General features: G+C 30.3%; 22 protein-coding genes. 14 read left to right on the top strand and 8 right to left on the bottom strand.

Annotated features, from left to right (window positions below):
- The first annotated feature begins 142 nt into the window (after positions 1 to 142).
- The 7 genes from hisB to hisIE all read left to right on the top strand — a co-directional run bounded on the left by hisB (position 143) and on the right by hisIE (position 5,063).
- Positions 143 to 1,282, top strand: a complete 1,140-nt coding sequence (hisB, locus tag K8354_RS06360; RefSeq protein ID WP_223446432.1) for a bifunctional histidinol-phosphatase/imidazoleglycerol-phosphate dehydratase HisB — start codon at positions 143 to 145, stop codon at positions 1,280 to 1,282.
- Positions 1,283 to 1,354: 72 nt separating this feature from the next.
- Positions 1,355 to 1,981 carry an imidazole glycerol phosphate synthase subunit HisH gene (gene hisH / locus K8354_RS06355; RefSeq protein ID WP_223447617.1) on the top strand — a complete coding sequence of 209 codons (627 nt, stop codon included), beginning with the start codon at positions 1,355 to 1,357 and terminating at the stop codon, positions 1,979 to 1,981.
- An 84-nt stretch (positions 1,982 to 2,065) separates the two neighbouring features.
- Positions 2,066 to 2,197 (top strand): four helix bundle protein, encoded by a 132-nt coding sequence (locus K8354_RS06350; RefSeq protein ID WP_254713042.1) that lies wholly within the window; start codon positions 2,066 to 2,068, stop codon positions 2,195 to 2,197.
- A gap of 127 nt (positions 2,198 to 2,324) precedes the next feature.
- Positions 2,325 to 3,062 (top strand): 1-(5-phosphoribosyl)-5-[(5-phosphoribosylamino)methylideneamino]imidazole-4-carboxamide isomerase, encoded by a 738-nt coding sequence (gene hisA / locus K8354_RS06345; protein WP_223446426.1) that lies wholly within the window; start codon positions 2,325 to 2,327, stop codon positions 3,060 to 3,062.
- 170 nt (positions 3,063 to 3,232) lie between these two features.
- Positions 3,233 to 3,988, top strand: coding sequence for an imidazole glycerol phosphate synthase subunit HisF (hisF, locus tag K8354_RS06340; RefSeq protein WP_223446424.1), 756 nt, complete (start codon positions 3,233 to 3,235; stop codon positions 3,986 to 3,988).
- A 14-nt stretch (positions 3,989 to 4,002) separates the two neighbouring features.
- Positions 4,003 to 4,464, top strand: coding sequence for a GNAT family N-acetyltransferase (locus K8354_RS06335; protein WP_223446422.1), 462 nt, complete (start codon positions 4,003 to 4,005; stop codon positions 4,462 to 4,464).
- Positions 4,464 to 5,063 (top strand): bifunctional phosphoribosyl-AMP cyclohydrolase/phosphoribosyl-ATP diphosphatase HisIE, encoded by a 600-nt coding sequence (gene hisIE / locus K8354_RS06330; RefSeq protein WP_223446419.1) that lies wholly within the window; start codon positions 4,464 to 4,466, stop codon positions 5,061 to 5,063. Before K8354_RS06335 ends, hisIE begins: the two co-directional genes overlap by 1 nt.
- 2 nt (positions 5,064 to 5,065) lie before the next feature.
- On the opposite strand, the gene K8354_RS06325 is transcribed toward hisIE, so the two are convergent.
- On the bottom strand, positions 5,066 to 6,562 hold the full coding sequence (locus K8354_RS06325) for a hypothetical protein (protein ID WP_223446416.1): 1,497 nt from the start codon (positions 6,560 to 6,562) through the stop codon (positions 5,066 to 5,068).
- A 339-nt stretch (positions 6,563 to 6,901) separates the two neighbouring features.
- Between K8354_RS06325 and yiaA the strand changes: the two genes are divergently transcribed.
- Together yiaA and K8354_RS06315 are read left to right on the top strand one after the other, a co-directional pair.
- Positions 6,902 to 7,387, top strand: coding sequence for an inner membrane protein YiaA (yiaA, locus tag K8354_RS06320; protein WP_223446414.1), 486 nt, complete (start codon positions 6,902 to 6,904; stop codon positions 7,385 to 7,387).
- Positions 7,388 to 7,589: 202 nt separating this feature from the next.
- Positions 7,590 to 7,991 carry a hypothetical protein gene (locus K8354_RS06315; RefSeq protein ID WP_223446412.1) on the top strand — a complete coding sequence of 134 codons (402 nt, stop codon included), beginning with the start codon at positions 7,590 to 7,592 and terminating at the stop codon, positions 7,989 to 7,991.
- Positions 7,992 to 8,063: 72 nt separating this feature from the next.
- Here the strand turns inward: K8354_RS06315 and K8354_RS06310 are convergent, their stop codons facing one another.
- The 5 genes from K8354_RS06310 to K8354_RS06290 form a co-directional block, all read right to left on the bottom strand.
- Positions 8,064 to 9,011, bottom strand: coding sequence for a hypothetical protein (locus tag K8354_RS06310; RefSeq protein WP_223446410.1), 948 nt, complete (start codon positions 9,009 to 9,011; stop codon positions 8,064 to 8,066).
- Positions 9,012 to 9,104: 93 nt separating this feature from the next.
- A complete protein-coding gene (locus K8354_RS06305; protein ID WP_223446408.1) occupies positions 9,105 to 9,902 on the bottom strand; it encodes a LytTR family DNA-binding domain-containing protein in 798 nt (265 codons plus the stop codon).
- Positions 9,903 to 9,964: 62 nt separating this feature from the next.
- Complete coding sequence (locus tag K8354_RS06300; protein ID WP_223446405.1) at positions 9,965 to 10,855, bottom strand: transglutaminase family protein; 891 nt, start codon at positions 10,853 to 10,855, stop codon at positions 9,965 to 9,967.
- On the bottom strand, positions 10,855 to 13,410 hold the full coding sequence (locus K8354_RS06295) for a circularly permuted type 2 ATP-grasp protein (RefSeq protein WP_223446403.1): 2,556 nt from the start codon (positions 13,408 to 13,410) through the stop codon (positions 10,855 to 10,857). The genes K8354_RS06300 and K8354_RS06295 overlap by 1 nt, the downstream gene beginning before the upstream one ends.
- Before the next feature lie 12 nt (positions 13,411 to 13,422).
- Positions 13,423 to 16,767: a transglutaminase family protein gene (locus K8354_RS06290; RefSeq protein WP_223446401.1), complete on the bottom strand. Its 3,345-nt coding sequence runs from the start codon at positions 16,765 to 16,767 to the stop codon at positions 13,423 to 13,425.
- A 389-nt stretch (positions 16,768 to 17,156) separates the two neighbouring features.
- Between K8354_RS06290 and K8354_RS06285 the strand changes: the two genes are divergently transcribed.
- The 3 genes from K8354_RS06285 to K8354_RS06275 all read left to right on the top strand — a co-directional run bounded on the left by K8354_RS06285 (position 17,157) and on the right by K8354_RS06275 (position 20,632).
- Positions 17,157 to 18,611: a circularly permuted type 2 ATP-grasp protein gene (locus K8354_RS06285; protein ID WP_223447615.1), complete on the top strand. Its 1,455-nt coding sequence runs from the start codon at positions 17,157 to 17,159 to the stop codon at positions 18,609 to 18,611.
- An 11-nt stretch (positions 18,612 to 18,622) separates the two neighbouring features.
- Positions 18,623 to 19,573, top strand: a complete 951-nt coding sequence (locus K8354_RS06280; RefSeq protein WP_223446399.1) for an alpha-E domain-containing protein — start codon at positions 18,623 to 18,625, stop codon at positions 19,571 to 19,573.
- A gap of 171 nt (positions 19,574 to 19,744) precedes the next feature.
- A complete protein-coding gene (locus K8354_RS06275; RefSeq protein WP_223446398.1) occupies positions 19,745 to 20,632 on the top strand; it encodes an EamA family transporter in 888 nt (295 codons plus the stop codon).
- Between the two features lie 77 nt (positions 20,633 to 20,709).
- On the opposite strand, the gene uvrA is transcribed toward K8354_RS06275, so the two are convergent.
- Complete coding sequence (uvrA, locus tag K8354_RS06270; RefSeq protein ID WP_223446397.1) at positions 20,710 to 23,502, bottom strand: excinuclease ABC subunit UvrA; 2,793 nt, start codon at positions 23,500 to 23,502, stop codon at positions 20,710 to 20,712.
- A 213-nt stretch (positions 23,503 to 23,715) separates the two neighbouring features.
- On the opposite strand from uvrA, the gene K8354_RS06265 reads away from it, so the two are divergent.
- Positions 23,716 to 24,303: an RNA polymerase sigma factor gene (locus tag K8354_RS06265; protein WP_223446396.1), complete on the top strand. Its 588-nt coding sequence runs from the start codon at positions 23,716 to 23,718 to the stop codon at positions 24,301 to 24,303.
- 578 nt (positions 24,304 to 24,881) lie between these two features.
- Here the strand turns inward: K8354_RS06265 and K8354_RS06260 are convergent.
- A complete protein-coding gene (locus K8354_RS06260; RefSeq protein WP_223447613.1) occupies positions 24,882 to 25,538 on the bottom strand; it encodes an endonuclease III domain-containing protein in 657 nt (218 codons plus the stop codon).
- Positions 25,539 to 25,660: 122 nt separating this feature from the next.
- On the opposite strand from K8354_RS06260, the gene bcp reads away from it, so the two are divergent.
- On the top strand, positions 25,661 to 26,113 hold the full coding sequence (gene bcp, locus K8354_RS06255) for a thioredoxin-dependent thiol peroxidase (RefSeq protein ID WP_223446394.1): 453 nt from the start codon (positions 25,661 to 25,663) through the stop codon (positions 26,111 to 26,113).
- The last annotated feature ends 81 nt before the right edge of the window (positions 26,114 to 26,194 follow it).

Raw genomic sequence — 26,194 nt, 5'->3', positions numbered from 1 at the left:
TTTAGCAAATTGTTAAAATTAAAAAATAGACCTGACAGGTTTTCAAAACCTGTCAGGTCTGAAAAGAATAAGAAACAATTAAATTCTTACACACCCGAGTAAGAGTTCCTTCCCTTTGGGAAGGTTAGGATGGGCTTTTCGTATGAGTAAGAAAGTATTATTTATAGACAGAGACGGCACTTTGGTTTTAGAACCACCAGTAGATTATCAATTAGATAGTTTAGAAAAGTTAGAATACTACCCAAAAGTATTTCAATACATGGCAAAAATTGCATCAGAATTGGACTATGAATTGGTGATGGTCACGAATCAAGATGGTTTGGGAACAACTTCTTTTCCTGAGGATACTTTTTGGCCAGCTCAAAACAAAATAATAAGTGCTTTTGAGAAAGAAGGCGTTGTTTTTTCTGAAATAGTAATAGATAAAACATTTCCACATGAAAATGCTCCTACAAGAAAACCAAGAACAGGCTTGTTAACAAAGTATTTTTCTGAGGAGTATGATTTGGAAAATTCATTTGTTTTAGGAGATCGAATTACAGACATGGAATTGGCAAAAAATTTAGGGTCAAAAGGTATTTATTTATCCGAAAATCCAGATTTAGGCGTAGCAGAAATAGAATCTTCTAAACAAGAAATATTTGATTGCATTGCACTAACGAGCACTGATTGGGCTGAAATTTATCAATTTTTAAAATTAGAAGATAGAGTTGCAGAAATCACTAGAAATACCAACGAAACTAAAATTTATATCAAACTGAATTTAGATGGTTCTGGTAAAAATGATATTGCTACCGGTTTGTCGTTTTTTGATCATATGTTAGATCAAATTGGGCGTCATGGAAATATGGATTTAACGATTAAAGTAACTGGCGATTTAGAGGTGGATGAGCACCATACCATAGAAGATACCATGATTGCTTTTGGCGAATTATTCAGCAAAGCGTTAGGAAATAAATTAGGCATTGAACGTTATGGTTTTTGTTTGCCAATGGACGATTGTTTAGCACAAGTTGCCGTTGATTTTGGGGGCAGAAATTGGTTAGAATGGGATGCAGATTTTAAACGAGAGAAAATAGGAGATATGCCCACAGAAATGTTTTATCACTTATTTAAATCCTTTACCGATGGGGCAAAATGTAATTTAAATATTAAAGCTGAAGGTACCAATGAACATCATAAAATTGAAGGCATTTTTAAAGCATTTGCCAAGGCGATGAAAATGGCTGTAAAAAGAGATGCAAATAAGATGTTTTTGCCATCAACAAAAGGAATGCTTTAAGCCCCCTTTCCCCCAAAGGGGGAATAAATGGAAATTACACAAATGGAAAATAAAAAAGAAAAGTTAAAACACATGAGTGAGCGTTCTTCCCCTTTGGGGAAGTTAGATGGGGCTTCTTTAGTAATTATAGATTACGGAGCCGGAAATATTAAAAGCATTCAGTTTGCTTTTAAGCGCTTGGGCGTTACTGCTATTTTATCCAATAATATTGATGAAATAAAAGCGGCTGATAAAGTGATTTTCCCTGGAGTTGGTGAAGCAAGTTCCGCCATGAAAATGTTGCAAGAAAGCGGGTTAGATAAAGTGATTCCTACTTTAACACAACCTGTTTTAGGTATTTGTTTGGGGATGCAGCTCATGTGCAATTCTTCTGAAGAAGGCAATACAAAAGGATTAGGGATTTTTGATGTGGATGTTAAGAAGTTTTCGAAAGCAGTAAAAGTTCCGCAAATGGGTTGGAATGTTATTTATGATTTAAAATCAGATTTATTTTCAGGAATAAAAGAGAAAGAATTTATGTATTTGGTGCATAGTTTTTATGCTGAGAGCTGTGATGAAGCTATTGCAACTACGGATTATGAATTTGAATATGCATCTGCTTTACAAAAAGATAATTTTTATGGAGTTCAGTTTCATCCAGAAAAAAGTGGGGTAGAAGGAGAAAAAATTTTGAGGAATTTCATTAATATAAAAAGTTAAATATTAGATATTAAAAGTAAAGAGTATTATGAAAAATCAAATAATCGTAAGAACTAAAAACTTTACTTTAAATTGTTGGAGATTTTGTTTAAAGTACCAAAATCAAGAGAATATAATGCTTTTGTAAATCAATTAATAAGAAGTTCAAGTTCTGTAGGTGCTAATTATAGAGCTTCTCAAAGAGCAAAATCTACAGCAGATTTTATCAATTTATAAACACAATGTTAGTTCGAGTGATTTTTGAAAAATGAAAAAATTGTATCGAGAACATTTAAACAAAACATCTCGATACAATTTCGATGAAAAATCGAAATCACTCGATGTGACAACAACAAAATAAATAATGAGAATCATACCAGCCATAGACATTATCGACGGAAAATGTGTTCGTTTAACAAAAGGCGATTACAGTACAAAAAAAATATATAATGAAAATCCGTTAGAAGTTGCAAAAGAATTTGAAGCAGCAGGAATCGAGTATTTGCATGTTGTAGATTTAGATGGCGCAAAAGCGAGTCAGATTATCAACTATAAAGTTCTAGAGCAAATAGCATCAAAAACAACTTTAAAAATAGATTTTGGTGGCGGATTAAAATCTGATAAGGATTTAGAAATTGCTTTTAATTCTGGGGCAAATCAGATTACTGGAGGAAGTATTGCTGTGAAAAATGGTGAAATTTTTGAAAGCTGGATTGAAAAATATGGTTCACAAAAAATAATTTTAGGCGCTGATTTTTATCCTGATGCTCTTGGAGGAAAAATTGCAACGAATGGCTGGCAACAAGAGAGTTCTTTAGAATTAATTCCGTTTATTGCTGATTATCAACAAAAAGGAATTCAATATGTAATTTGCACTGATATTTCTAAAGATGGGATGTTACAAGGTCCAAGTTTTAATATCTACGGTAATATTTTATCCGAAGTAAAACCTGTTAAATTAATTGCTTCTGGCGGCATATCAACTTTTGATGAATTGCCAAAATTAGCAGAACTAGGTTGTGAAGGTGTGATTATCGGAAAGGCTATTTACGAGCATAAAATTAGTTTGAAACAATTGGAAGAGTTTATTCTTCATAAATAAAAGAGATTGTTTCAAATCTAAGAAAAACGAAAAAAAAGTTTTCGATACAATTTCGATAAAAATCGAAATCACTCGAATAAACATTATGAATGAAATTAGTTAAATTAATTCATCATAATATAAATATTAACAAATTAGTTCCTTCCCTTTGGGAAGGTTAGGATGGGCTTATGTTAACAAAAAGAATTATACCGTGTTTAGATATTAAAAACGGAAGAACGGTAAAAGGCGTTAATTTTGTAAATTTAATTGATGCTGGAGACCCTGTCGTTTTAGCCAAACAATATGCAGATTTAGGAGCAGACGAGTTGGTTTTTTTAGATATTTCTGCAACTTTAGAGGGTAGGAAAACCATGATAGAAATGGTACATCAAATTGCAGAACAAGTAAATATTCCGTTTACTGTTGGTGGTGGAATTTCTTCTGTAGAAAATGTAAATGAGTTGTTAAAATGGGGAGCAGATAAAGTTTCTATCAATTCTTCGGCAGTAAAAAGACCTGAATTGGTGAATGAATTGGCAGAGAAATTTGGGAGTCAATGTGTTGTGGTTGCTATTGATGCCAAACAAATTGACGGAGAATGGTTTGTGCATTTAGCAGGAGGAACAATTCCTACTGAACTGAATTTATTCGATTGGGCAAAAGAGGTTGAAAGAAGAGGGGCCGGAGAAATTTTATTCACTTCTATGAATCATGACGGCACCAAAGCAGGCTTTGCAAATGAAGCTTTGGCAAAATTATCTTCAGAATTAAATATACCCATTATTGCTTCTGGCGGAGCAGGAACCGTGCAGCATTTTGTAGATACATTTACCCTAGGAAAAGCGGATGCAGCTTTGGCAGCTAGTGTTTTTCATTTTGGAGAAATTCCGATTATGGAATTAAAACAAGCATTAAAGAATCATAATATTCCGGTAAGAATTTAATTTCAAATTCTACAATGAAAGATTTAGAAATTATACAATTCGAAGATAAATATCAAAAACAGTTTAAAAACATCAATCTACATTGGTTAAATAAATTTGAATTGTATGAAAAAGCAGATGATAAATTATTAGATAATCCTGATTTATTTATACAAAATGGAGCAACCATATTATTAGTAAAAGTAAATAATAATATAGTAGGTACTATCTGTTTAAACCCGATAAATAAAACTTCGTATGAAATTTTGAAATTTGCAGTTATGGATGGTTATAAAGGTTTGGGAATCGGGAAAAAGTTAATGCAAATTTGTATTGATTTATGCAAGCAAAAAAGAGTGGAAACAATTATTTTAGAGTCTAGTAGTAAATTACAAAATGCTTTGAATCTTTATGAGAAATTTGGTTTTAAACATGTAGAAATTAAAGACACTTATTTTGTAACTGCTGACGTAAAAATGGAATTAAAATTAAAATAATGACAATAAATTTCAATAAAAATAACGACGGATTAGTACCTGCAATCATTCAAGATGCAACAACAAAAAATGTTTTAATGTTGGGGTATATGAATGAAGAAGCTTTTAAGAAAACACAAGAAACAAAGTTGGTAACGTTTTTTTCTAGAACTAAAAAGCGTTTATGGACCAAAGGAGAGGAAAGCGGAAATGTGTTGAATTTAGTAAATTTAAAACTAGATTGTGATCATGATACTTTGCTGGTTTTTGTAAATCCTACGGGGCCAACATGTCATAAAGGTTCTGATACTTGTTGGAATGAAAAAAATAATTCAAACTTCGGATTCTTTTCTACTTTAGAAAATGTAATTGCAGAGAGAGTCGCAAATAAAGACACTCAAAAATCTTATGTTGCCAGTTTGTTTGACAAAGGAATTAATAAAATTGCTCAAAAAGTAGGTGAGGAGGCTGTAGAAACGGTTATTGAAGCTATGGATACTAATGATGAATTATTTTTATATGAATCTGCAGATTTGTTATTTCACTATTTAATGTTATTGCAAGCAAAAGGGTTTACTTTAAAAGATATTGAATTAGAATTAATGAAAAGACAAAAGTAAAATTAGCCTTTTACCAAATCTAAGGTGACCAAATATAAATCTTGTTTGGTCATTTTTGCTTTTAACCAAGCAAAGAAACTCATTATAAAAATGTCTTCTACTTCTCTTCCAATCCAAATAAATGAGTTTTCAACTTTTTCGTGAAACTCAATATTCGTAATTATTTCGGGGTTTTTGTAGTAGATTTCTACTAATTGTAAATAGGTAATTACTTTATCTTGTTTAATCCCTTTTAAGTGTTTATAAAACTTTCTCTTAAAACTCAATATTCTAGAATCTACCATATCAATATTTCCTAAATCAATTTGTAATAAAATTTCAATTAAACTTTTTTTGATGGTCCACTCAATACCTGCTTTTTCAATAAACCATTGATCAGAATGATACAATTTAGAAAATAAACTTTGTGCTTTTTTGAGCTCTTTTTGTTGAAAATAGCAGACAATTAAAGATAAATAAAGATCTAATTTATACACAATATCTGTACTCCTTTTTTTGGTTAATGGCGCTAATACTTCAATTGCTTTTTGTTGATTTCCAGAAAAATTGTAATTTAAAGCCTTTAATAAAGAGTACTTTGTTTGAAACTCTTTTTGATATTTACCTTTATTTTTTTGCATATAAAAATGCATTAAATCAAGATATTTAAAAGATTCGATAAAATTTTTATTCCTAAAAAGCGTATTAGAAATAAGATATAAAATTTCTAAATGATAAAATAATTGACGATCTTTAGATTTATGATTTTTAATGGTTTGATACGTTTCAATCAAAAACGATTCTATAGTATGATAATCAAAATTTTGTGAAGAAGAAATATTTGTAATTTGAATTAGCTGGTATAATGCCTTGAACGAAAGCGAGTCTGATACAATAATTTTATGTTCCTTTAAAATAGTTGCGATCATCACTTTTATATCAACAATTTTATTTTGATGATTTATTTCTTGTAAGATTTTTCTAATTTTACTGTAAGCAATATTTAATTCTTCTTCTAAGATATATTGTTGTTGATTTTCTCTAAAAATAGCCACGAGTTCATCAAGATTTAAAGATGGATTTGTATAAGAATACTGAATTTTAATATGATAAATTTCATTTAAAATTGTAAATAATTGAAACTCTTTGGCAATGACTTCTCCTTTAGCCAAAATCTTATACCCAATATCAAAATATCCCTTTAAAAGAAAAGTTTTTGCAGATAAAATATAGGTAATCAATTGCATATCTATAGAACTTTCTTCTTTTAAATTGGTATTCGCTGTAAAATTAATAATGGAATCGAACAAACGTTTTCTTAAAGCATGGAAAGCAACTTTGTTTTCTTTACCATAAATTTTGACACAGATTTCTTTAGATGATAGTGTATTTCTCAATAATAAATTTACCAATTGAATGTCTTTCGCATCTTTTCTTTTGCTCTTTTTATCCAAATAAGAAATGAATTCTTGTTGTTTTTCTATGGAAAAACTAGATACTATTTCTTTTAAATTAATCATTAAGTCGTCAGTAATTTGTTATAAAAATAATGGTAAATATATACTTTTATAGTATTAAGTATCTATTTAATCGTCAGTTAATATAAAAATTAGTTTTTTATACTTCTTCATTTCGTAGCATTTTTGTCATGTATTAAAAAACAAACTATCATGAAAAACGATTTTAAAAAAACAGTCTTCATTCTATTATTTGCCATTAGTGTAATTGGCTTTAACAGTACCAAAACCAGTGTAAACAAGCACATATCTAAATGTATCAATTTTATATGTAGTAATTCTCAAAATAGTATTGGGTTTAGGTAACTGCATTATCATTAAATATCATTAAAACTAAAAATCATGAATTATCAAACAAAAGTTTCATCAGATGAAGAAACAACAAAACAAACAAAAAGTAAGAAATTTAAAAATGAATTTGATCAAAAACCTACAGCGGCCTATATCGGCGCAACTTGGGGAGTTGTAATTATTGGGTTATTATCGTATTGTATCGGATTATGGAACGCAAATATGGAACTCAATGAGAAAGGCTATTATTTTTCAATTCTCTTAATGGGTATTTATGCGGTTATTTCTTTACAAAAAGCAGTTCGAGACAAGGCAGAAAATATTAAAGTAAGTAATATTTTCTACGGAATTACTTGGGTAATTGTGATTGCAGCCCTACTATTATTAATCATTGGCTTAAGAAATGCAGATTTAGAGCTAAGCGAAAAAGGTTTTTATGGCATCTCCTTTTTATTAAGTTTGTTTGGAGCCATTACAGTTCAAAAAAATTTAAGAGATATTGAATTTATCGAAACTAAAAATGAAGAGGAAAAATAGTTAGTTTGATGATGGTTTTAATCCCAAGCCTTGTAAATAAGACTTATTTACAAGGCTAAAATAAACTTTCACTAAAAGTGAGAGTTCTCTAATAAAGAATATAAGAGAAAGTTTAGATTAAAAATAAAAGCAATAAATAAACTTCTTTTGAGTAAAAAAAGTAAATGATCCTTTTAAAATTAACAACTAGAAACCAAACATTATGAAAACATTCATCAGAATTATTTTAACCTTTATATCATTTTTAGCTTCGTATTATTTTACTTTTTGGGTGCCATTTTCATTGATTCCAGATGCACATAATATTCCAGCAATTCCAAATATAATATCCTTTTTAGTTGGTTTAAGTGTGGCTATTCTAATTTGGAAAAAAACAAAAAATATGTCTAACAGTCTATCCCAATATGTTATTTTAGGTGGTATTATAGTAGGAAGTATTGGTTTTATATTAGGCTTTATAGGTCCTATTATTTTAAGTCCAAATTCAAATCAAGGTCCACTTTTAGGAATATTTGTAACAGGACCAATCTCATTTTTAGTTGGTTTAGTTGGAGGTGGTATTTATTGGGTATTAAAGGTAAAAAACAGAAAAATTTTAAAATAAAACCGAAATTAGTAAAAAACAAACCCTCACTTTTTTAGTGAGGGTTTTCTAATTAAGAATACCATAGAAAGTTTAATACTCATTCATTAGAATTACTTTTAAATTTGGGTAATTTGCTTTCAATTCTTTTTCCAAACCTATAACATGAGAGGCGCCAACCAAAACAATATTTCTAGTTTTACCATCCTCTAGAACTTGTGTTGCGATATTTTTTGCCATTCTCATATTTCGTTCATTCCAGTATTTTCTGCCCTCTTTACAACCTTCCGTATCTTCTAAAACATAACTGAAAGAAGCCATGGTATGCAATTGATTTAGTGATTTTCTTTTGTTTGTATGTTTTGCTAGACCTCTAAAAATGGCTGGCAAAATAGAACTGTTATAATTTTTTTTATACATGGCAGCGTTTGCCGCATTGTTGCCGTTTTTAGCACCCTCTTTTCTGCATTTTCCCCAAGCAATATGATATGCTTTATTGGTTTGCTGATCGTCCATATTGGTTACCTTTAAATTTTGATGCAAAGCCAATTTGTAGGTAACATCTCCGTCTTCATTTCTGGTTGCTTTTTTGGCACCTTTTATTCCATATTTATGGAGATATTTCATGAAATTATAGTTTCCGTTATCTCTTTGGTATCCATAACTATTCATTAAATATTCAATTTCATTTTTCGTTAAACTACCATAATTTTTGTTTGATAACTTAATAAATTTTTCAGCATTAAAATGGAATTTTTTTTGCAAGGAATCGGATAGTTGATAAAATTTTTGATAGCTTTTAGACCAACCGTTTTTTAAATAGTTCCAGGAAACGGAATCATTTGCCATCGGAGATTCTACAAATATTTTTTCAGGATTGTATTTTTTTGCAAATCGTAACATCGGTTGGTAACTTTTTTTTACAATTTTCGGAACTTCATGCATCGTTCCCATAATTAAAACTTCTTGTTGATTTTTTTGTGCTGATAAAGTTAAGATTGATAAAATAAAGAGTGCAATAATTGTGATTTGAGTTTTCATAATGATCTAATTTTTGATTAAACTTTCTGATACAAAACTAGAAAGGATTCATCAATAAACTCAATATATAAAGACCTTTGGGGTGAAATTCAACTATGTTGTGGTAGAATTCAACGTTGTTTTTACTTGGTTTTGATAGGTTCTAGAAACAGGCACCTCTATGTGGTGAAATAACACTACAAAAAGTTTTCCTTTCTCGGTTTTCCATTGCTCAAAATGAAAAGGGTTGATCAAATAGGAGCGATGTGTTCTTAAAAGCGCAGGATGTTCATCGGCAACTACAGATAATTTATTTCGAATCAAACTCTTCTTTAAATCATTTCCTGATCGATAAAATACTTCCACATAATTATCAGAAGATTTGACACAAATAATATCATTTAAAAATAAACGTACACCTTCGTAATTTCCTTCACCTTTAATTTCTATTTTTTTAGCTTCTGTCTGTTTATTTTTATATTTCCCAAAAGCAAATCGACCAAAAATAAGAATCGGTAAAATAGTGGCAATAGCAGGAAAATATATGCTTTTTAACATATACCATAAATCATAGGGATTTTGTTCATTCGCCATGATGATGTATAAATAATACAAACGAGCAATCGCAATGGTGCAAAAACTAAAAGTAAATAAAAAGGTGATTTCACTTAAAAGGGTCCACTTAGCATCATTTTTCTTTAAAATAATGTATTGAAAAGGTAAAAAAAGTAAATAGCAAAAGCCGCCAATAAAACCATAACCGATAAGGAACCATAGTTTTTCATCGTCTCTAAACTCGCTTACATCTAATGGTTCTGTAAAATACAGAAAAATAAAAATCCAAATTGCTAATCCCAAAGCAATGATTATATGATGTTTTATAGAAGAATCAAAAGGGTATTTTTTATGCAAGACTAACTTCTTTTTGTAATTTTATGTAGTATGTTTTCAAAAGGTTTTCTTGAAATAGGCAACTATTCAGCAGGTCTAATATCCACAGAAACCTTCATTTTACTACCTCCAGAACCATATAAAACTCCTTTTAAAGGAGGAACATCATAATAATCTCTTCCATAAGAGACGGTAATGTGTTGATTTTTTGGAATTTGATTATTCGTAGGATCAAAATCTACCCAACCAAAATTCGGAATGTATACAGAAAACCAAGCGTGAGAAGCGTCTGTTCCCACTAGTTTTATCTTTCCTGGAGGTGGTAGCGTTTCTATATAACCGCTTACATATCTTGCGGGTAAACCAATAGAACGCAGGCAAGCAATACCTATTTGAGCAAAATCTTGGCAAACGCCCTTTTTAGCTTTCATAACTTCATCTAACGGAGTTGAAATGGTACTAAATGTTGCATCAAATTTAAAATCTTTAAAAATGCGTTCCATCAAGTTTTTGGTAGCTTCAAATAAAGAAGATTCTGGTTGTAAAGATTTTTTTGCATATTCTTTAATTTCATCAGAAATACCCTTTATAAATTGAGAATCTAAGGTAAATTCAACTACTTTTAAAATTTCTTCTTCACCTTTATTAATAATTTCTAAAGCTTCTTTAACTGTTGTATTTTTACATATTTCTGATGTAAAAACATTGGGCTCTAAATTGTAATTGCGTTCTACGTTGCTTATTGCGGTTACAATTAATTCTTTGTGAGGTTCATTAATTGAAAAACGGGTAACAGTGTTTCCGAAAAAATCTAAATCTTCTTCTATATAATTGGGTTTAGGACTTATATCTAAACGATAATCTACCAATTTCTGACCTAAAAATTCTCTCGGTTTTAAGTTCGAAATATTATGACAGTACGTAACTGACCCTTCATAAATATAGCTCGTAGTATGGATTACAGAAAATAACATTACCAAGTATCTTTTTGATGCACTAATTGTCTTTGTTGATCTGAATGATTAAAATAAGTATCTGTAATAGATACTGTTGTATCGTGAATTAGCGAGCTTAAATCTGCCAATAAAGTATCTAAATTTGCTCTTGTATATTGTTCATTGCGTGTAGAAACGAGTTTTAACGAATTTGTATTTTCAATCAAATCACACGCTTTAGAAATTTGCAAGTAAGAATTAGTAAGTTCTATAGGGATGTTTTTTTCTGGCAATTTAGAAATATCTTTTTTAATTCTATTTAACTGATATTTTAAAGAACGAGCATACGATTTATCTAACAAAATAAGATTGATCGTGTTTTCTAAATTTAGATACGATTTAAAACTATATCTGTAAATATTTAAACTTTCATGACTGTCTAATAAAGATTCTAAAATTTCATATTCTACATCCTCTTCATGTTTTACAACTAAAAGTGCACGAGATTTATCAATGGTCATCATTGAAAATTCCATTTGCAGACCAATAAAATATAAAAGTAATCCTTGTTCAACTAGAATGCTTTCTTCAATTAAACCAATAAAAGCAATTAATTTGGTAATAATGCTATCTAATAATTTTACAAGACTCTTAATTTTTTTTCTGTTTTCTGGCTTAAAATCATTCCATTCTTTTCTCATAGATTCAAAAACACGCCACATATCTTTAGACCATAAATTCCGCAAAGAATAGTAGGAATTAGAAAATGACGAAATAGAGTTTGCTAAACTACCTACCTTGTTATTGTCGAATAAAATAATACTAATTTCAGTTAACGGATCTTTTAATGCCTTCTTTTTGTTCTCTCCTGTAAAGCCCGGAAAAACTGACGTTAAATGAGTAATCGATTGAAATAAAATATCTAAACTTTTAGCATCCGCATCTAATTTGCTAAATTGTACATCAACCATTTTGTTTAAAACCATTCTCGTATATCTAGCCGTTACAAGTGTTCTTGCCAAATATCTACCAGACCAGAATAAATTTTCTGCAATATTACTTGGTAAATTTTCTATACTAGAAAATGAGTTTGAAGTAGATGGATGCCAATGAAAACGTTTGTTATAGGACTGTTCTTGACTGTCTGAATTGGTAATCCAAAAGTCTTTGCTGGTTCCTCCACGTTGATTAGAAACCCGTAATTCTTCTTTTTCTGATGCTACTCTTACCAAACCTCCAGGCATTACGCTGTAAGCATCTTTTTTAGCTACAGAGAAGGTTCTACACACTACTTTTCTAGGCTCAAGACTATTGTTGTGAAAATTAGGAGCTGTAGAAAATGAAATTTTTTCTTGTGCAACATAGTGATAAGGTCTTGATAATATTTGTTTTTTTAATGCCGTTAATTCTTTTTTAGACATTACTTCACAGAAATAAATATGTTCTCTGTTGGTTCTGTCGATAGGTTTAACAACAAATTTTTCTAAATTTTCGAGCACAAAATTTCGCTCTTTTTCTTGTCCGCACCACCAAGAAGCAATTTGAGGTAAAATCAAATCCTCTTTTAAAAAGTATTTGCAGATAGAATTCATAAACGGAATTAATCCAGGGTTTTCTAAAACGCCACTTCCAATAGGATTTAGAATACTTACATTTTGTTTCCGAACCACATTTAGCAAACCTGCTACCCCTAAATAAGAATCTCCTTTTAATTCTAAAGGATCTGTATATGCGCCGTCTACACGTCTTAAAACAACATCAACCTGAATTAAACCTTTTAATGTTTTGAGAAAAACTTTATTATCTCTCACAATTAAATCGTATCCTTTTACCAAAGGATATCCTAAAAATGAAGATAAATAAGCATGCTCAAAATACGTCTCATTATGAGGTCCTGGAGTTAAAATAACTATTGTCGGATTTTCTTTCGAATTCGTAGCCGCATCAATTAAAAGTTGATGAAAATCTTTAAAGTAACTAGAAGGTTGCTCAACATTTATATGATTAAATAAATTAGGAACTGTTCTTCTTATAGAAAATCTATTTTCTAAAGCATACCCCATTCCTGAAGGCGCTTCAGAACGATCATTTACCACCCACATTCTGCCATCGGGGCCTCTTGCCAAATCTGCAGAATGAATTAATAGATTCTTTGATGTATTGTATTTAATTTGATCACAATTTCTTAAAAATCCTCTATGAGCATAAATAATTTCTGGCGGAACAATTTTATTTTTAATAAGTTCTCTTTTACCATAAATATCGGTTAATATAAGATTTAATAATTCTGCTCTTTGTTGTAAACCTTTTTCGATTCCTTTCCATTCTTTTTGTTCGATGATAAAAGGAATAATATTCAAATTCCAAGGTCTATTTAAACCTTTTGGGTCATTATAAACGTTGTATGTTACACCATTTTCTGCGAGTAACCAATCTATTTGATTTTGTTTTTCTGCTAAATCATCTGCACCAATTTGCGCAAAGTTGGTTAATAACTTCGTCCAATTTGGATTGATGCTCATGTCTGATTTTAAAACTTCATCATAGTCTTTAAAATCGCTAAAATATTTTTGAAATAAATTTTTAACCGGCATATTCCTAAAAAATTATTTTTTTAGTCTTAAATCTAAGGTGTTTGGAAATTCTGCATTCACCGGAGTTTCTTGATATTTAAAACGTTTAGAAGTCTCTTGTTTTTTTACAACAATAGCTCTGCTTCCTGGTGTAAAATCTTCTTTAGGTTTTTCCTTGATATTTTCAACTTCACCTTGTGTATGGTTAAAATCCCAAAAACGGTTAATTCTTCTAGATTCTGCTTCAAAACTATTTACAGGATATGTATCATAAGAACGACCTCCTGGGTGCGTTACAAAATAAGTACAACCGCCAATAGAATGTTTGTTCCAAGTATCAACAATATCAAAAACCAAAGGAGTATCTACATCAATAGTTGGGTGCAAGGCAGAATAAGGATTCCATGCTTTATAACGAATACCCGCAACAAATTCACCTTGAACCCCTGTTTGTTGTAACTGAACTTTTACACCATTACAAGTAAGTACATATCTATCTTCCATGAAATTATTTACTTTTACTTGCAATCTTTCTACGGATGAATCTACATACCTTGCTGTTCCGCCACCTGTCATTTCTTCCCCTAAAACATTCCAAGGTTCAATACCAGCTCTCAATTCTACATCAATATTATTTATTTGAACCATTCCATGTAATGGAAATCTAAATTCAAAGAATGGATTAAACCATTCTGTTTCAAATGCGTATCCTGCTTTGTTTAATTGCGCCACAATGTCTTTAATATCTTCTCTTACAAAGTGTTCTATTAAAAATTTATCGTGTAAAGTAGTGCCCCATCGTACTAGTTTTTGTTCATAAGGTTTTTTCCAAAACCAAGAAACTAATGTTCTAACCAATAAGTTTTGCAGTAAACTCATTTGTGCGTGCGGAGGCATATCAAAACCTCTTAGCTCTAAAATACCTAATCTTCCTGTTGATGAATCTGGCGAATATAATTTATCGATACAAAACTCCGCTCGATGTGTGTTTCCTGTTAAATCGGTTAATAAATGTCTAAACAATCTATCGGTTAACCAAAACGGAACTTCCCCGTCTTTCGGAATTTGACTAAATGCAATTTCCAATTCGTACAAACTATCTTGTCTTGCTTCATCTACTCGCGGTGCCTGACTAGTTGGCCCCACAAAAGCACCAGAAAACAAATAAGAAAGTCCTGGGTGATGTTGCCAAAATGTTAATAAACTTCGCAACAAACTAGGTTTTCTTAACAGCGGACTATCTTTAGGGGAAACCCCTCCTAAAGTTACGTGATTTCCGCCTCCAGTTCCTGTATGCTTGCCATCTAGCATGAACTTTTCTGTTCCTAATCTGGCTTTTTTAGCCTCATTATAAATGGTAAATGTATTGTCCATTAATTCTTGCCAATTATTAGAAGGATGCACATTTACTTCTACAACTCCTGGATCTGGCGTAATTTTCATAGACTCTAATCGGTTATCTTTTGGAGGTCCGTATCCTTCTAAAATAATCGGAATTTCTAACTCTTTTGCCGTTGCTTCAATCGATGCTAACAAATCTAAATAAGCATGTGCATCTTCTAAAGGCGGTAAAAAGAGATGTAATTTATCGTCTCTAATTTCTGCACAAATTGCAGTTCTCACAAAGTAGTTTGGTAAATCAGTGTTGATTCCTTGTTCTAAAACCGCAGCATGTCTTTTAGCAACTAATTGTTTAAAACTTGGTAAACGTTTCTTCTTTTCAAAAAGGTTTGGCTCATGAATAGGAAAAACTTCATTTTCTGGTTCAGCTTGTAAAGAATCTAAAGGCAATCTTAAACCCAAAGGAGAATTTCCTGGTGTTAAGTAGATATAATTTCTTCTAAATTTCCAATGACTAGAAAACCAGTTTCCTTCCGTTTTATTTAGTGGTAATACATAACCAACGGGCTCTGACGTTCCGTTTTCTAAAATCTCCTTTAATTTTTTTTCTGCTAAAGAACTATCTTTATCTTCACTTGGATTTAAATCTATAGGTAGTTTACCTTGTTCCCATAAAAAATAAAAAGCATCTTCATAAGCGGGCGTAATATGTTGATTTGAAATTGCTAAATATTCAGTCAGTTTGTTTAAAAAGAGTTTTTCATCTCCTTTATTTACTTTTTTAGTCTCTGAAATAGCTGCAAATAAATCCGTGTTAAACCAAATTTTTCGACCATCTTTTCGCCAACACAATTCAATAGACCATCTTGGTAAAGGTTCTCCAGGATACCATTTTCCTTGCGCATGATGCATAAAACCGCCATGGGCAATTTTATTTAATAAACGAATCGATAAATCTTTAGAACGTTCTCTTTTTTCAGGGCCATCTGCATCTGTATTCCATTGTGCAGATTCCATATCATCAACAGACACAAAAGTAGGTTCGCCACCCATTGTTAAACGTACATCATTTTTTTGAAGTTGTTTTTCTACTTTATGACCTAATTGTACAATGTTTTTCCATTGATTTTCGGTGTACGGTTTTGTAACTCTTGGCGATTCTAAAATTCTTGTTACTGAGTTTTCAAATTCAAAGGTAGTTTCACAAACATCAGACATACCAGAAACTGGCGCAGCACTTTCAAAAGTAGGAGTACAAGCCAAAGGAATATGCCCTTCACTAGCCAACAAACCAGAAGTTGCATCAAAACCAATCCAACCAGCACCTGGCAAATACACTTCTGCCCATGCGTGTAAATCTGTGAAATCTTCTGGAGGTCCAGAAGGCCCATCTAAAGATTTTTCATCCGATTTTAATTGCACCAAATATCCAGAAACAAAACGCGCTCCAAAACCTAAATGACGCAAAGTTTGTACAAATAACCATGCAAAATCTCTACAAGAACCCGTTTTTTTATCTAAAGTGTCTTCGCAACTTTGCACACCCGGTTCCATTCGAATATTGTAACTTAAATATTCATAAATTTTCTGATTGATATCAATCAAAACATAAATGGTTTTTCTGGGAGATAAATCTAAAGTTTTAATAAAACCGTCTATGAGTTTCCCTTTTTCAGTAACTTCTAAATAAGGACTTAATTCCTTTTTTAAATTATCAGAATACTTAAAAGGATATTCTTCTGCAGATTCTTCTACAAAAAAATCAAACGGATTAATGGTTTTTAAATCGGCTATAATTTCTACATCAATAGAGAGTTCTTCTGTTTTTTCAGGAAAAACAACTCTTGCCAAATAATTACCAAAAGGATCTTGTTGCCAATTAAAAAAATGATCTTTCGGCTCTATTTTTAAGGAATATGATTCTATAGGAGTTCTGCTATGCGGTGCAGGTCTTAACCTAAAAATATGTGGCGATAGCTTTACCGATCGATCGTATTTATATTTAGTTTTATGAGAAATTACTACTTTTAATGCCATGGTTTAATCGGGTAATATTTTAATGTGAAATTAGTTAAATTGAAACAAATCACACTAAAATTAAGGTGAATATTTTAGATAGCATAAATTTTAGCTCTCTACTAATTTTTTACTTTTTATACTAAAGTGAAATCATTCATTAAATTTAAAATTATTTGTGAATTCATAACTGTTTTCACAATAAAAACATTAATTGATAAAATAAAACTAATTATGCTAATCTTTTAAAACAAAGGTGAGTAAAATTATCAATAATGTAAAGAAAATCTTAATTTAATAAATTTAATTTCTTGTTTAAAAATATTTTCATGGAATAATTCAATAATATAGTAGCAATTTCTAAATATTTTATTAATTTTACAATAAACATTTTTATTTTGGCTACCCATATGAAATTACCCATATTTTCCTCTTATCAATTTGATTCAAAGCTTTATGATGAAATATTCAATGATAATAAGGAAGTTAGAGACGTATATCAAACTTTATTTAAATTATTTAGTGAGTATTCTGTTAGTGATTTTGCATCTTTAAACGATAAAGTTAAAGATGCTTTTTTTAATCAGGGAATTACATTTCAAGTATATGGTGATAAAGAAACAAAAGAGAAAATTTTTCCTTTTGATTTATTTCCGAGAATTATTGGTAATGACGAATGGTTAAAATTAGAAAGTGGCGCATTGCAAAGAAGCAAGGCGCTAAATCTTTTTTTAGAGGATTTATATCATGATCAAAAAATACTAAAACAACAAATTGTTCCAAGAGATTTAATTGCTTCATCTGCCAATTATTTAAAAGAAATGGAAGGTTTTAATCCTCCAGGAGGAATTTATAATCATGTTTCTGGAACAGATTTAATTAAACATGCTGATGGCGAGTATTATGTTTTAGAAGATAATATTAGATGTCCGTCTGGTGTAAGTTATGTTGTTGGAAATAGGGAAGCATTAAAACGGACTTTATTTGGTGTTTTTAATTCTTACAAACCACATAATGTTTCAGATTATGGAGAAAATTTATTAGAAATTATAGAATCTGTAAAACCAAAAGGAGTGGATATTCCTAAATGTGTGGTTTTAACTCCAGGTGTTTATAATTCGGCGTATTATGAACATTCTTTTTTGGCAAAACAAATGGGAGTGGAGTTGGTTGAAGGAAGAGATTTGTTTATCGAGAATGATTTTGTGTACATGAAAACCATTAGAGGTTTGCAAAGAATCGATGTAATTTATAGAAGAGTAGATGATGAGTTTATAGACCCTAAGGTGTTTAATAAAGACTCTGTTTTAGGAGTTCCAGGGCTTTTCAACTCCTATATAAAAGGCAAAGTTACTTTGGTAAATGCACCCGGAACTGGGGTTGCAGATGATAAGGCCATTTATACATATATGCCTCAAATTATAAAATATTATTTAGATGAAGAACCAATTCTAAATAATGTGCATACATATCATTGTAGCAGACCAAATGAATTAAAATTTGTGCTAGAAAACGTTGATAAGTTAGTTGTAAAACCTGTAGATGAATCTGGTGGATATGGAATTTCTATCGGAAATAAATTAACCAAAGAGGAAATAGAAAAAGTAAAAAAGACAATAAAAGAAAATCCAAGGAAATATATTGCCCAGCCAATTATGTCTCTTTCTACACACGCCACGTATATAGAAGATGAAAATTCTTTTGAACCAAGACATGTAGATTTAAGAACATTTACTTTATTAGGAAAAGACAAAGATTTTGTCTTAAAAGGAGGGTTGACAAGAGTCGCATTAAAAAGAGGTAATTTAGTGGTAAATTCCTCGCAAGGAGGAGGTTCTAAAGATACTTGGATATTAAAAAAATAAATTAAAATTTTATGTTAGCAAGAGTAGCCAATAATCTTTTTTGGATGGGTCGTTATATAGAACGGTCAGAACATATTGCAAGATATTTAAGCGTAAATTATTTTTCATCTTTAGATGCACCCAATGAAGTATCGCAATCTAGAGAATTTGTTTTACGATCGATGTTGTTTGTGGCAGATGAAGAGGAATTAAAAGAAAAAAACGAGTTTAATGAAAGTGATATTTTGTTTGATATTGGTTTAAATCCAGAAAAATCATATTCTATTTTATCTGCGATTAAAAATGTACAACAAAATGCAAACGGAGCAAGAGATTTAATATCAACAGAGTTATATGAATCTATAAATACTTTTAATAGATCTGTAAAAGGATATTCAGCAGAGCGTTTTGTTAAAAGTGGTTTATTCGATTTTACCACTATGATTACCTCTAGTGTGGCTTCTTTGCGAACAAAAATTAGATCTACTTTATTACATGATGAGGTATATGCAATTATAATGTTGGGTATTTATATTGAAAGAGCTAACCAAGTAATTCGTATTATTAACTCTAAATATAATGATGCACTTTTAGAAAAAGTAAACTTTGGCGGTTCTGTAAGAACAAGTTATGAATGGGTAACTTTGTTGAAATGTGTTGAAACTTATGATATGATGAGAAGGTATTATAGAAAAATACCAACTAGCCATACTGTGTTAGAGTTTTTAATTTTGAATCCAAATTGCCCAAGATCTATTATGAATTCTTTAAATAGTATCCATTATTATATTGGCTTTTTAACAAATACTGAAAATGCAAATAAAGATTCTGCTGCTTTTTTAATCGGGAAACTCATGTGTGAATATCGCTATAAAACTATTGATGATTTTCAAGAAGATTTAAAAGGATTTATAGAAACTTTGGTGGATGATTTGTCTTTAGTAGGAGAAAAGATGGATAAAGATTATTTTAGTTTGTACTAAAGTAATCCATCATTTTTTTAATAAAATAGATGCACTTTTTAAAAAGGAATTAAAGAAATTTTAATTTTAGTGAACATAAAAAATTACCCGTTGATGACACAAGTTTAAATTTATAAAAAGTGTTTTTATATAATTTTAAAGATTACTTTTGATAGCATCAATCTCTATCCGTTGAAAAATACTAAAGTATTAATTATATTAGCATTTATTGCTATTTATTTTATTTGGGGCTCTACTTATTTATTTAATAAAATTGCTGTAACAGAACTTTCACCACTATTTTTAGGTTCTGTCCGTTTTTTGACAGCAGGAAGTATTATCATGATCATAGCAAAATCGTTAAAAACGTCATTGCTGATTACTAAGAAACAGTTTTTAAACACTATTATATCTGGTTTTTTGTTTTTAGTCTATGGAAATGGTGTTTTTGTTTGGGCATTAAAATATGTAGATTCTGGGTTTGCCGCACTTTTGGCATCTACACAACCTTTATTTGTGTTATTTTTAATGCGTATAATGGATAGAAAACCCATCCAAAAAAAATCGCTAATAGGAGTTTCTTTAGGTATTTTGGGAATGTATTTGTTAGTAAGTCAGCAAGAAATTACTACCTCAAACGAGAGTTTGTTGGGCATTTTCATGATATTCACTTGTGTATTCAGTTGGAGTTATGGAAGCGTTTTTGTTTCTAAAGCAGATTTACCTAAAAACTTTTTTGTTACCACTGGGTATCAGATGTTGAGCGCAGGAATAATTTTAGCCATTGCTAGTTTAAGTTTTAATGAAGTTTGGCTATCTCCATTATCCTGGAGTTTTAACGTACAGGTTTGTATGTTTTTATTGATTTTTTTGGGTGGTATCGTCGCTTTTACCTCCTTTAATTATTTATTAAAAGTAGTTTCCACAGAAAAAGTATCAACTTCTACGTATGTAAATCCTGTAGTGGCCATACTTTTAGGATGGTATGTTTTAGATGAAAAATTAACAATTCAATCTATGGTTGCCTCAGCAATTATATTGACAGGCGTATATTTTATTAATTCTCGAAAAAGAAAGTAATACCAAGGCTGCTTTGAAAGGTTTTTAAAATAAGTGACTTTTATCCACTTTTTTCTAAAAAGTTTGAGACGCTTTTGTTAAAAGACTAATTTTTCTGCTAAATACTTTGATGTATATGATTTTTTATTTCTTGCTAATTCTTCTGGAGTTCCCTGAAAAATGAGACTTCCTCCATTTTTACCGCCTTCTAAACCTAAATCGATAATATAATCCGCACATTTAATAAGTTCAATATTGTGTTCAATGACAATAATAGAATGTCCTTTGTCAATTAACGCATTAAAAGAAGCTAATAATTTTTTAATATCATGAAAATGCAAACCAGTTGTAGGTTCATCAAAAATAAATAAAGCTTTGTCTTTGGTATTTCCTTTTACTAAAAACGATGCTAATTTAATTCTTTGCGCTTCCCCACCTGATAGGGTAGAAGAGGATTGCCCTAATTGAACATATCCCAAACCAACAGCTTGCAAAGGTTTTAATTTATTGGCAATTTTTGTGACTAGATTTTCAGAGAAGAAAGCAACAGCATCATCTATCGTAAGGTTTAAAATATCATCAATCGATTTTCCATCAAATTTTACTTCTAAAACTTCTTTCTTAAAACGTTTACCATTACAAACATCACACTCTAAATGCACATCTGCCATAAATTGCATTTCAATGGTAACTTCACCTTCTCCTTTGCAAACTTCACAGCGTCCGCCTTCTACATTAAAAGAAAAATGTTTGGGTTTATAGTTTCTTATTTTTGATAATTTTTGATTGGAAAATAAAGCTCTAATATCATCATAAGCCTTTATATAAGTAACAGGATTAGAACGTGAAGAACGCCCAATAGGATTTTGATCGATAAATTCTACATGTTTTAAATTCTCAAAATTTCCTTCAATAGCTGTATGTTGTCCAATTTTATCGCCATAACCAACCAACTTTTTTTGCAAGGTAGGATATAAAATACTCTTCACTAAGGTGCTTTTTCCAGAGCCTGAAACCCCTGTAATGACAGACAAACAATTCAGCGGAAACGTCACATCTATATTTTGTAGATTATGTTCTCTTGCACCAATAATTTGAATTTTATTTTTGGATGTTCTCCGTTTTGTAGGAACTTCAATTTTTAATTCCTCATTTAAATATTTAGCTGTTAAAGAATCTGATTTTAAGATTTCCTCAAAATTTCCTTCCGCAACAACATGTCCTCCATAAGTTCCTGCTTCTGGGCCAATATCAATAATATAATCGGCTTCTTTCATGATATCCTCATCATGTTCAACGACAACTACCGTATTTCCTAAATCACGCAAATCTTTTAAAACACCAATTAAACGCTCGGTATCTTTTGGATGCAAACCAATACTCGGTTCATCTAAAATATACATGGAGCCCACTAAAGAACTGCCCAATGAAGTTGCTAAATTAATACGCTGACTTTCTCCACCAGAGAGCGTATTAGATGTTCTATTGATGGTTAAATAATTCAAACCAACATCGGTTAAAAACTTCAAACGATTGTTAATTTCAGTCAATAAACGTTTTGCGATTTCTACATCGTATTTATCTAATTTTAATTCCTTAAAAAAAATGGATAACTCATCTAAAGGAAGCGTAACCAAGTCTGAAATTGTTTTTCCGACAATTTTTACATAATTGGTTTCTTCTCGCAAACGTTTCCCGTTGCATTTGGTACATTTTGTTTTTCCGCGGTAGCGAGAAAGCATAACTCTATTCTGAATCTTATAACTTTTTTCTTCTAAAGCCTTAAAAAAATGATGAATTCCGTTAAAGTGTTTGTTACCATTCCAAACTAATTCTTTTTGTTTTTCTGATAATTGAAACCAAGGTTTGTGAATAGGAATATCAAATTGATATGAAACTGAAATTAAATCTTCTTTATAATGAATGAAAGAAGGTGTTTTAAATGGAAAAATAGCGTCATCAAAAATAGAAAGACCTGTATTAGGAATGACCAATTCTTTATCAATTCCGATGACATTTCCGTAACCTTCACAAGTTGGGCAAGCGCCGTAAGGATTGTTAAAACTGAATAAATGTGTATTAGGTTCTAAAAAAGACATGCCGTCTAAATCGAACTTGTTACTAAATTCACTTACTGTATTATCTGCTAAATTCTCGATAAAACAAATCCCTTTTCCCTCAAAAAATGCTGTTTGAATAGCATCTGCTAATCTGTTGAGAAAATCCTCATCATCTTTTGTAATTATTCTATCAACTACTAAAAATAAAGGTTCGTTTTTATAGGCATCTTTAGGGAAATCTGCAATTCTATAAACCGTATCTTTCCATTTTAAACGCGCATAGCCCTGTTGTTCTAGAACTTGTAAAACAGTTTTTAAATCTCGATTTTCATCAATTGTAATAGGGGCTAATAATAATAATTTGGTTTTTATATCAATTTTTTTTACAAAATTAACAACATCAGAAGTGGTGTCTTTTTTCACTTCTTTACCAGAAATAGGAGAGAAGGTTTTACCAATTCTTGCATACAAAAGTTTTATGTAATCGTAAATTTCTGTGGATGTACCTACTGTAGACCGCGGATTTGTAGAATTTACTTTTTGCTCAATAGCAATTGCGGGTGAAATTCCTTTTATATAATCTACTTTCGGTTTGTTTAATTTTCCTAAAAACTGACGCGCGTAAGAAGATAAACTTTCTACATAGCGTCGTTGCCCTTCTGCGTATAAAGTATCGAAAGCCAAAGACGATTTTCCAGAACCAGAAAGTCCTGTTATCACAACCAACTTATTTCTAGGAATAACAACATCAATATTTTTTAAATTATGCAGTTTTGCTCCTTTGATAATAATATTTTCTTTGGGGCTAATTGTAGAAATATCAGGCTTCATTTATCTAAAATATAAGCTATAAAAATACTACTATTTTAAGTGACTTTAAAAAAAGATTGAGATTGAATTTGTTAAAAAATTTGTTGGTCTAAAAATAAATTCTATCTTTGACTACTAAGAAACACAAAACTAGAGGCGTATACATAAAAACTACTTTTAAATTATTGATAAAATAATAAATTGAAAGAACTTCTTGTTCTTTAAAAAGTAGTTATGGTGAAAAAAAAAACTGTTACAGATAGTACTTTAGTAAGTGATTATATTCAAGGAAATGAGGCCGCTTTAGGCATCTTAATAAAAAGACATCAACAAAAATTATTTAGCTTTATTTATAGTAAAGTTCAGGATAGTGATGTTACTGAAGATGTTTTTCAGGATACTTTTATTAAAGTAATCAAAACTCTTAAAAAAGGAAATTATAACGAGGAAGGTAAATTTTTACCGTGGGTGATGAGAATTGCTCATAATTTGGTTATTGATCATTTTAGAAGATTGAAAAGAATGCCCTCTTTTAAAAACACAGATGAGTTTGATATTTTTTCTGTTTTAGGTGATGGTAATTTAAATGCAGAAAAAAAAATTATACAAGAACAAATTTATGCGGATGTTAGAGAACTTATAAATGAGTTGCCGGGAGAACAAAAAGAAGTTTTGGAAATGCGTATGTATAGAGATATGAGCTTTAAAGAAATTAGCGAAAATACAGGCGTTAGCATCAATACAGCATTGGGTAGAATGCGTTATGCACTCATAAATATGCGGAAATTAATAGAAAAACATAAAATTATTTTAGTAAACTAGCAATAAAGTTAAAAATATGTCGTTACTAATTTATAACCAACAAATTAAATCGAACATATGATGCAACTTTACTCTAAAAAGTCATCCAAAATTAAGATGCAACCGAAAAAAGAAACAGTTCAATTTTTGATTAATTTTTCCAAATCGCTAACTATTGTGAAGATAAAATCAAAAGATTTCATTGAATTGAATTTGAATTAAAGTGGAAAAAGTCTCAACTAGCGTTGAGACTTTTTTTAAGTCCTTTTTTTCTTTTAGGAAATTCTGTAAAAGAAGGAAAATTCAACTTATTTGTAAAAACAAAACGTATTCAACAATTTTTAATAAGCTTGAAAAAACTCTTGAAAGCGACCTATTGGTAGCTACATCTAGAGGATATTAAGGTTTTTCTGAATTACTTAAAGAACCTTTTTAAAAGAATCTCATCATTAAGGAAGTTAAATCTTTTATCATTTAAAATTACTAAAATTAAATACATCTAAAAAAGAAACGGTAACTGGCTATACTTTTTTTACATATCCATAAAGAAAAAGATCATTATTTTCTTTTGCCCTAATTTTAAAAATGGCCACTACTATTTATTTTCTACTTTCGTAATACTTATTCAAAACAGTTTTTCTACCTATCGTTTTTGTAATAATATCGCTTTCTAAATTCCAACCTCTTGCAGGAGAATAATCACGACCATACCAAATAATTTGTAAATGTAAATCGTTCCATAATTCTCTTGGAAACAAGCGTTTGGCATCTTTTTCTGTTTGTATTACATTTTTACCATTGGTTAAATTCCATCGCCACATAAGTCTATGAATATGTGTATCTACCGGGAAAGCAGGAACACCAAAAGCTTGACTCATAACCACACTTGCTGTTTTATGACCAACGGCTGGCAATTCTTCTAAACCTTCAAAAGATTGTGGAACTTCGCCATTGTATTTATCAATTATTATTTTAGACAAACCATAAATTCCCTTACTTTTCATTGGTGATAAGCCACAAGGACGAATAATTTCCTTAATTTCTTCTACAGACATTTTTACCATATCAAAAGGATTATCTGCTTTAGCAAATAATAAAGGTGTAATTTTATTGACCCGAACATCTGTACATTGGGCTGACAATAAAACGGCAATTAAAAGTGTATAAGCGTCTTTATGGTCTAAAGGAATTGGAATTTCTGGATATAATTTGTTTAACGTATCAATTACAAATTGTACTTTTTCTAGCTTGGTCATCATATAGTTTCTAAAATTGTAAAGTTAAAAGTTTCTAAAGATTTACACATTGTTAACTAAAAAGTTTTTTGTCCCATTTATACTTTTTAACTTTCCACATTATAAACTTTTACACTAAATTTATGACATCATTAAAAATAGGAGATAAGGCTCCACAATTTGAAGCAAAAGACCAAGAAGGAAATAGTATTAAATTAGCAGATTATGCGGGTAAAAAATTAGTTTTATTCTTTTATCCAAAAGCAAGTACACCAGGTTGTACGAATGAAGCGTGCGATTTAAGAGATAATTATCAATCTTTTTTAGCGAAAGGATATGATGTATTGGGAGTAAGTGCAGATTCTGCAAAAAGACAACAAAATTTTATAAATAAATATGAGTTACCTTTTCCGCTTTTAGCAGATGAAGATAAAGCCGTTATTGAAGCGTTTCATGTTTGGGGCCCTAAAAAATTTATGGGAAAAGAATATGATGGTATTCATAGAACAACTTTTGTTATTGATGAAAATGGCATTATTGAAGATATTATTACGAAAGTAAAAACAAAGGCTCATGCTGCTCAAATTCTGAAGTAATATTTTTTTTAAGTTCATTGAACAAAAAATAAGTCAAATAAAAAAGAGAGAAAAACATATCATTTTTCTCTCTTTTTTTTG

The sequence above is a fragment of the Polaribacter litorisediminis genome, from assembly GCF_019968605.1.
GTDB lineage: Bacteria > Bacteroidota > Bacteroidia > Flavobacteriales > Flavobacteriaceae > Polaribacter > Polaribacter litorisediminis.
This window is presented reverse-complemented; position numbering and strand designations above follow the sequence as displayed.

Excerpts from the sequence above, each read along its gene's own strand:
- hisB (WP_223446432.1), top strand. The coding sequence starts at position 143 with ATGAGTAAGAAAGTATTATTTATAGACAGAGACGGCACTTTGGTTTTA.
- K8354_RS06265 (WP_223446396.1), top strand. The coding sequence starts at position 23,716 with ATGGTGAAAAAAAAAACTGTTACAGATAGTACTTTAGTAAGTGATTAT.
- hisH (WP_223447617.1), top strand. The coding sequence starts at position 1,355 with ATGAGTGAGCGTTCTTCCCCTTTGGGGAAGTTAGATGGGGCTTCTTTA.
- K8354_RS06285 (WP_223447615.1), top strand. The coding sequence starts at position 17,157 with ATGAAATTACCCATATTTTCCTCTTATCAATTTGATTCAAAGCTTTAT.
- K8354_RS06325 (WP_223446416.1), bottom strand. The coding sequence starts at position 6,562 with ATGATTAATTTAAAAGAAATAGTATCTAGTTTTTCCATAGAAAAACAA.
- hisF (WP_223446424.1), top strand. The coding sequence starts at position 3,233 with ATGTTAACAAAAAGAATTATACCGTGTTTAGATATTAAAAACGGAAGA.
- K8354_RS06260 (WP_223447613.1), bottom strand. The coding sequence starts at position 25,538 with ATGACCAAGCTAGAAAAAGTACAATTTGTAATTGATACGTTAAACAAA.
- K8354_RS06310 (WP_223446410.1), bottom strand. The coding sequence starts at position 9,011 with ATGAAAACTCAAATCACAATTATTGCACTCTTTATTTTATCAATCTTA.
- K8354_RS06295 (WP_223446403.1), bottom strand. The coding sequence starts at position 13,410 with ATGCCGGTTAAAAATTTATTTCAAAAATATTTTAGCGATTTTAAAGAC.
- K8354_RS06280 (WP_223446399.1), top strand. The coding sequence starts at position 18,623 with ATGTTAGCAAGAGTAGCCAATAATCTTTTTTGGATGGGTCGTTATATA.
- K8354_RS06335 (WP_223446422.1), top strand. The coding sequence starts at position 4,003 with ATGAAAGATTTAGAAATTATACAATTCGAAGATAAATATCAAAAACAG.
- K8354_RS06300 (WP_223446405.1), bottom strand. The coding sequence starts at position 10,855 with ATGTTATTTTCTGTAATCCATACTACGAGCTATATTTATGAAGGGTCA.
- yiaA (WP_223446414.1), top strand. The coding sequence starts at position 6,902 with ATGAATTATCAAACAAAAGTTTCATCAGATGAAGAAACAACAAAACAA.
- K8354_RS06315 (WP_223446412.1), top strand. The coding sequence starts at position 7,590 with ATGAAAACATTCATCAGAATTATTTTAACCTTTATATCATTTTTAGCT.
- bcp (WP_223446394.1), top strand. The coding sequence starts at position 25,661 with ATGACATCATTAAAAATAGGAGATAAGGCTCCACAATTTGAAGCAAAA.
- hisIE (WP_223446419.1), top strand. The coding sequence starts at position 4,464 with ATGACAATAAATTTCAATAAAAATAACGACGGATTAGTACCTGCAATC.
- hisA (WP_223446426.1), top strand. The coding sequence starts at position 2,325 with ATGAGAATCATACCAGCCATAGACATTATCGACGGAAAATGTGTTCGT.
- K8354_RS06290 (WP_223446401.1), bottom strand. The coding sequence starts at position 16,767 with ATGGCATTAAAAGTAGTAATTTCTCATAAAACTAAATATAAATACGAT.
- uvrA (WP_223446397.1), bottom strand. The coding sequence starts at position 23,502 with ATGAAGCCTGATATTTCTACAATTAGCCCCAAAGAAAATATTATTATC.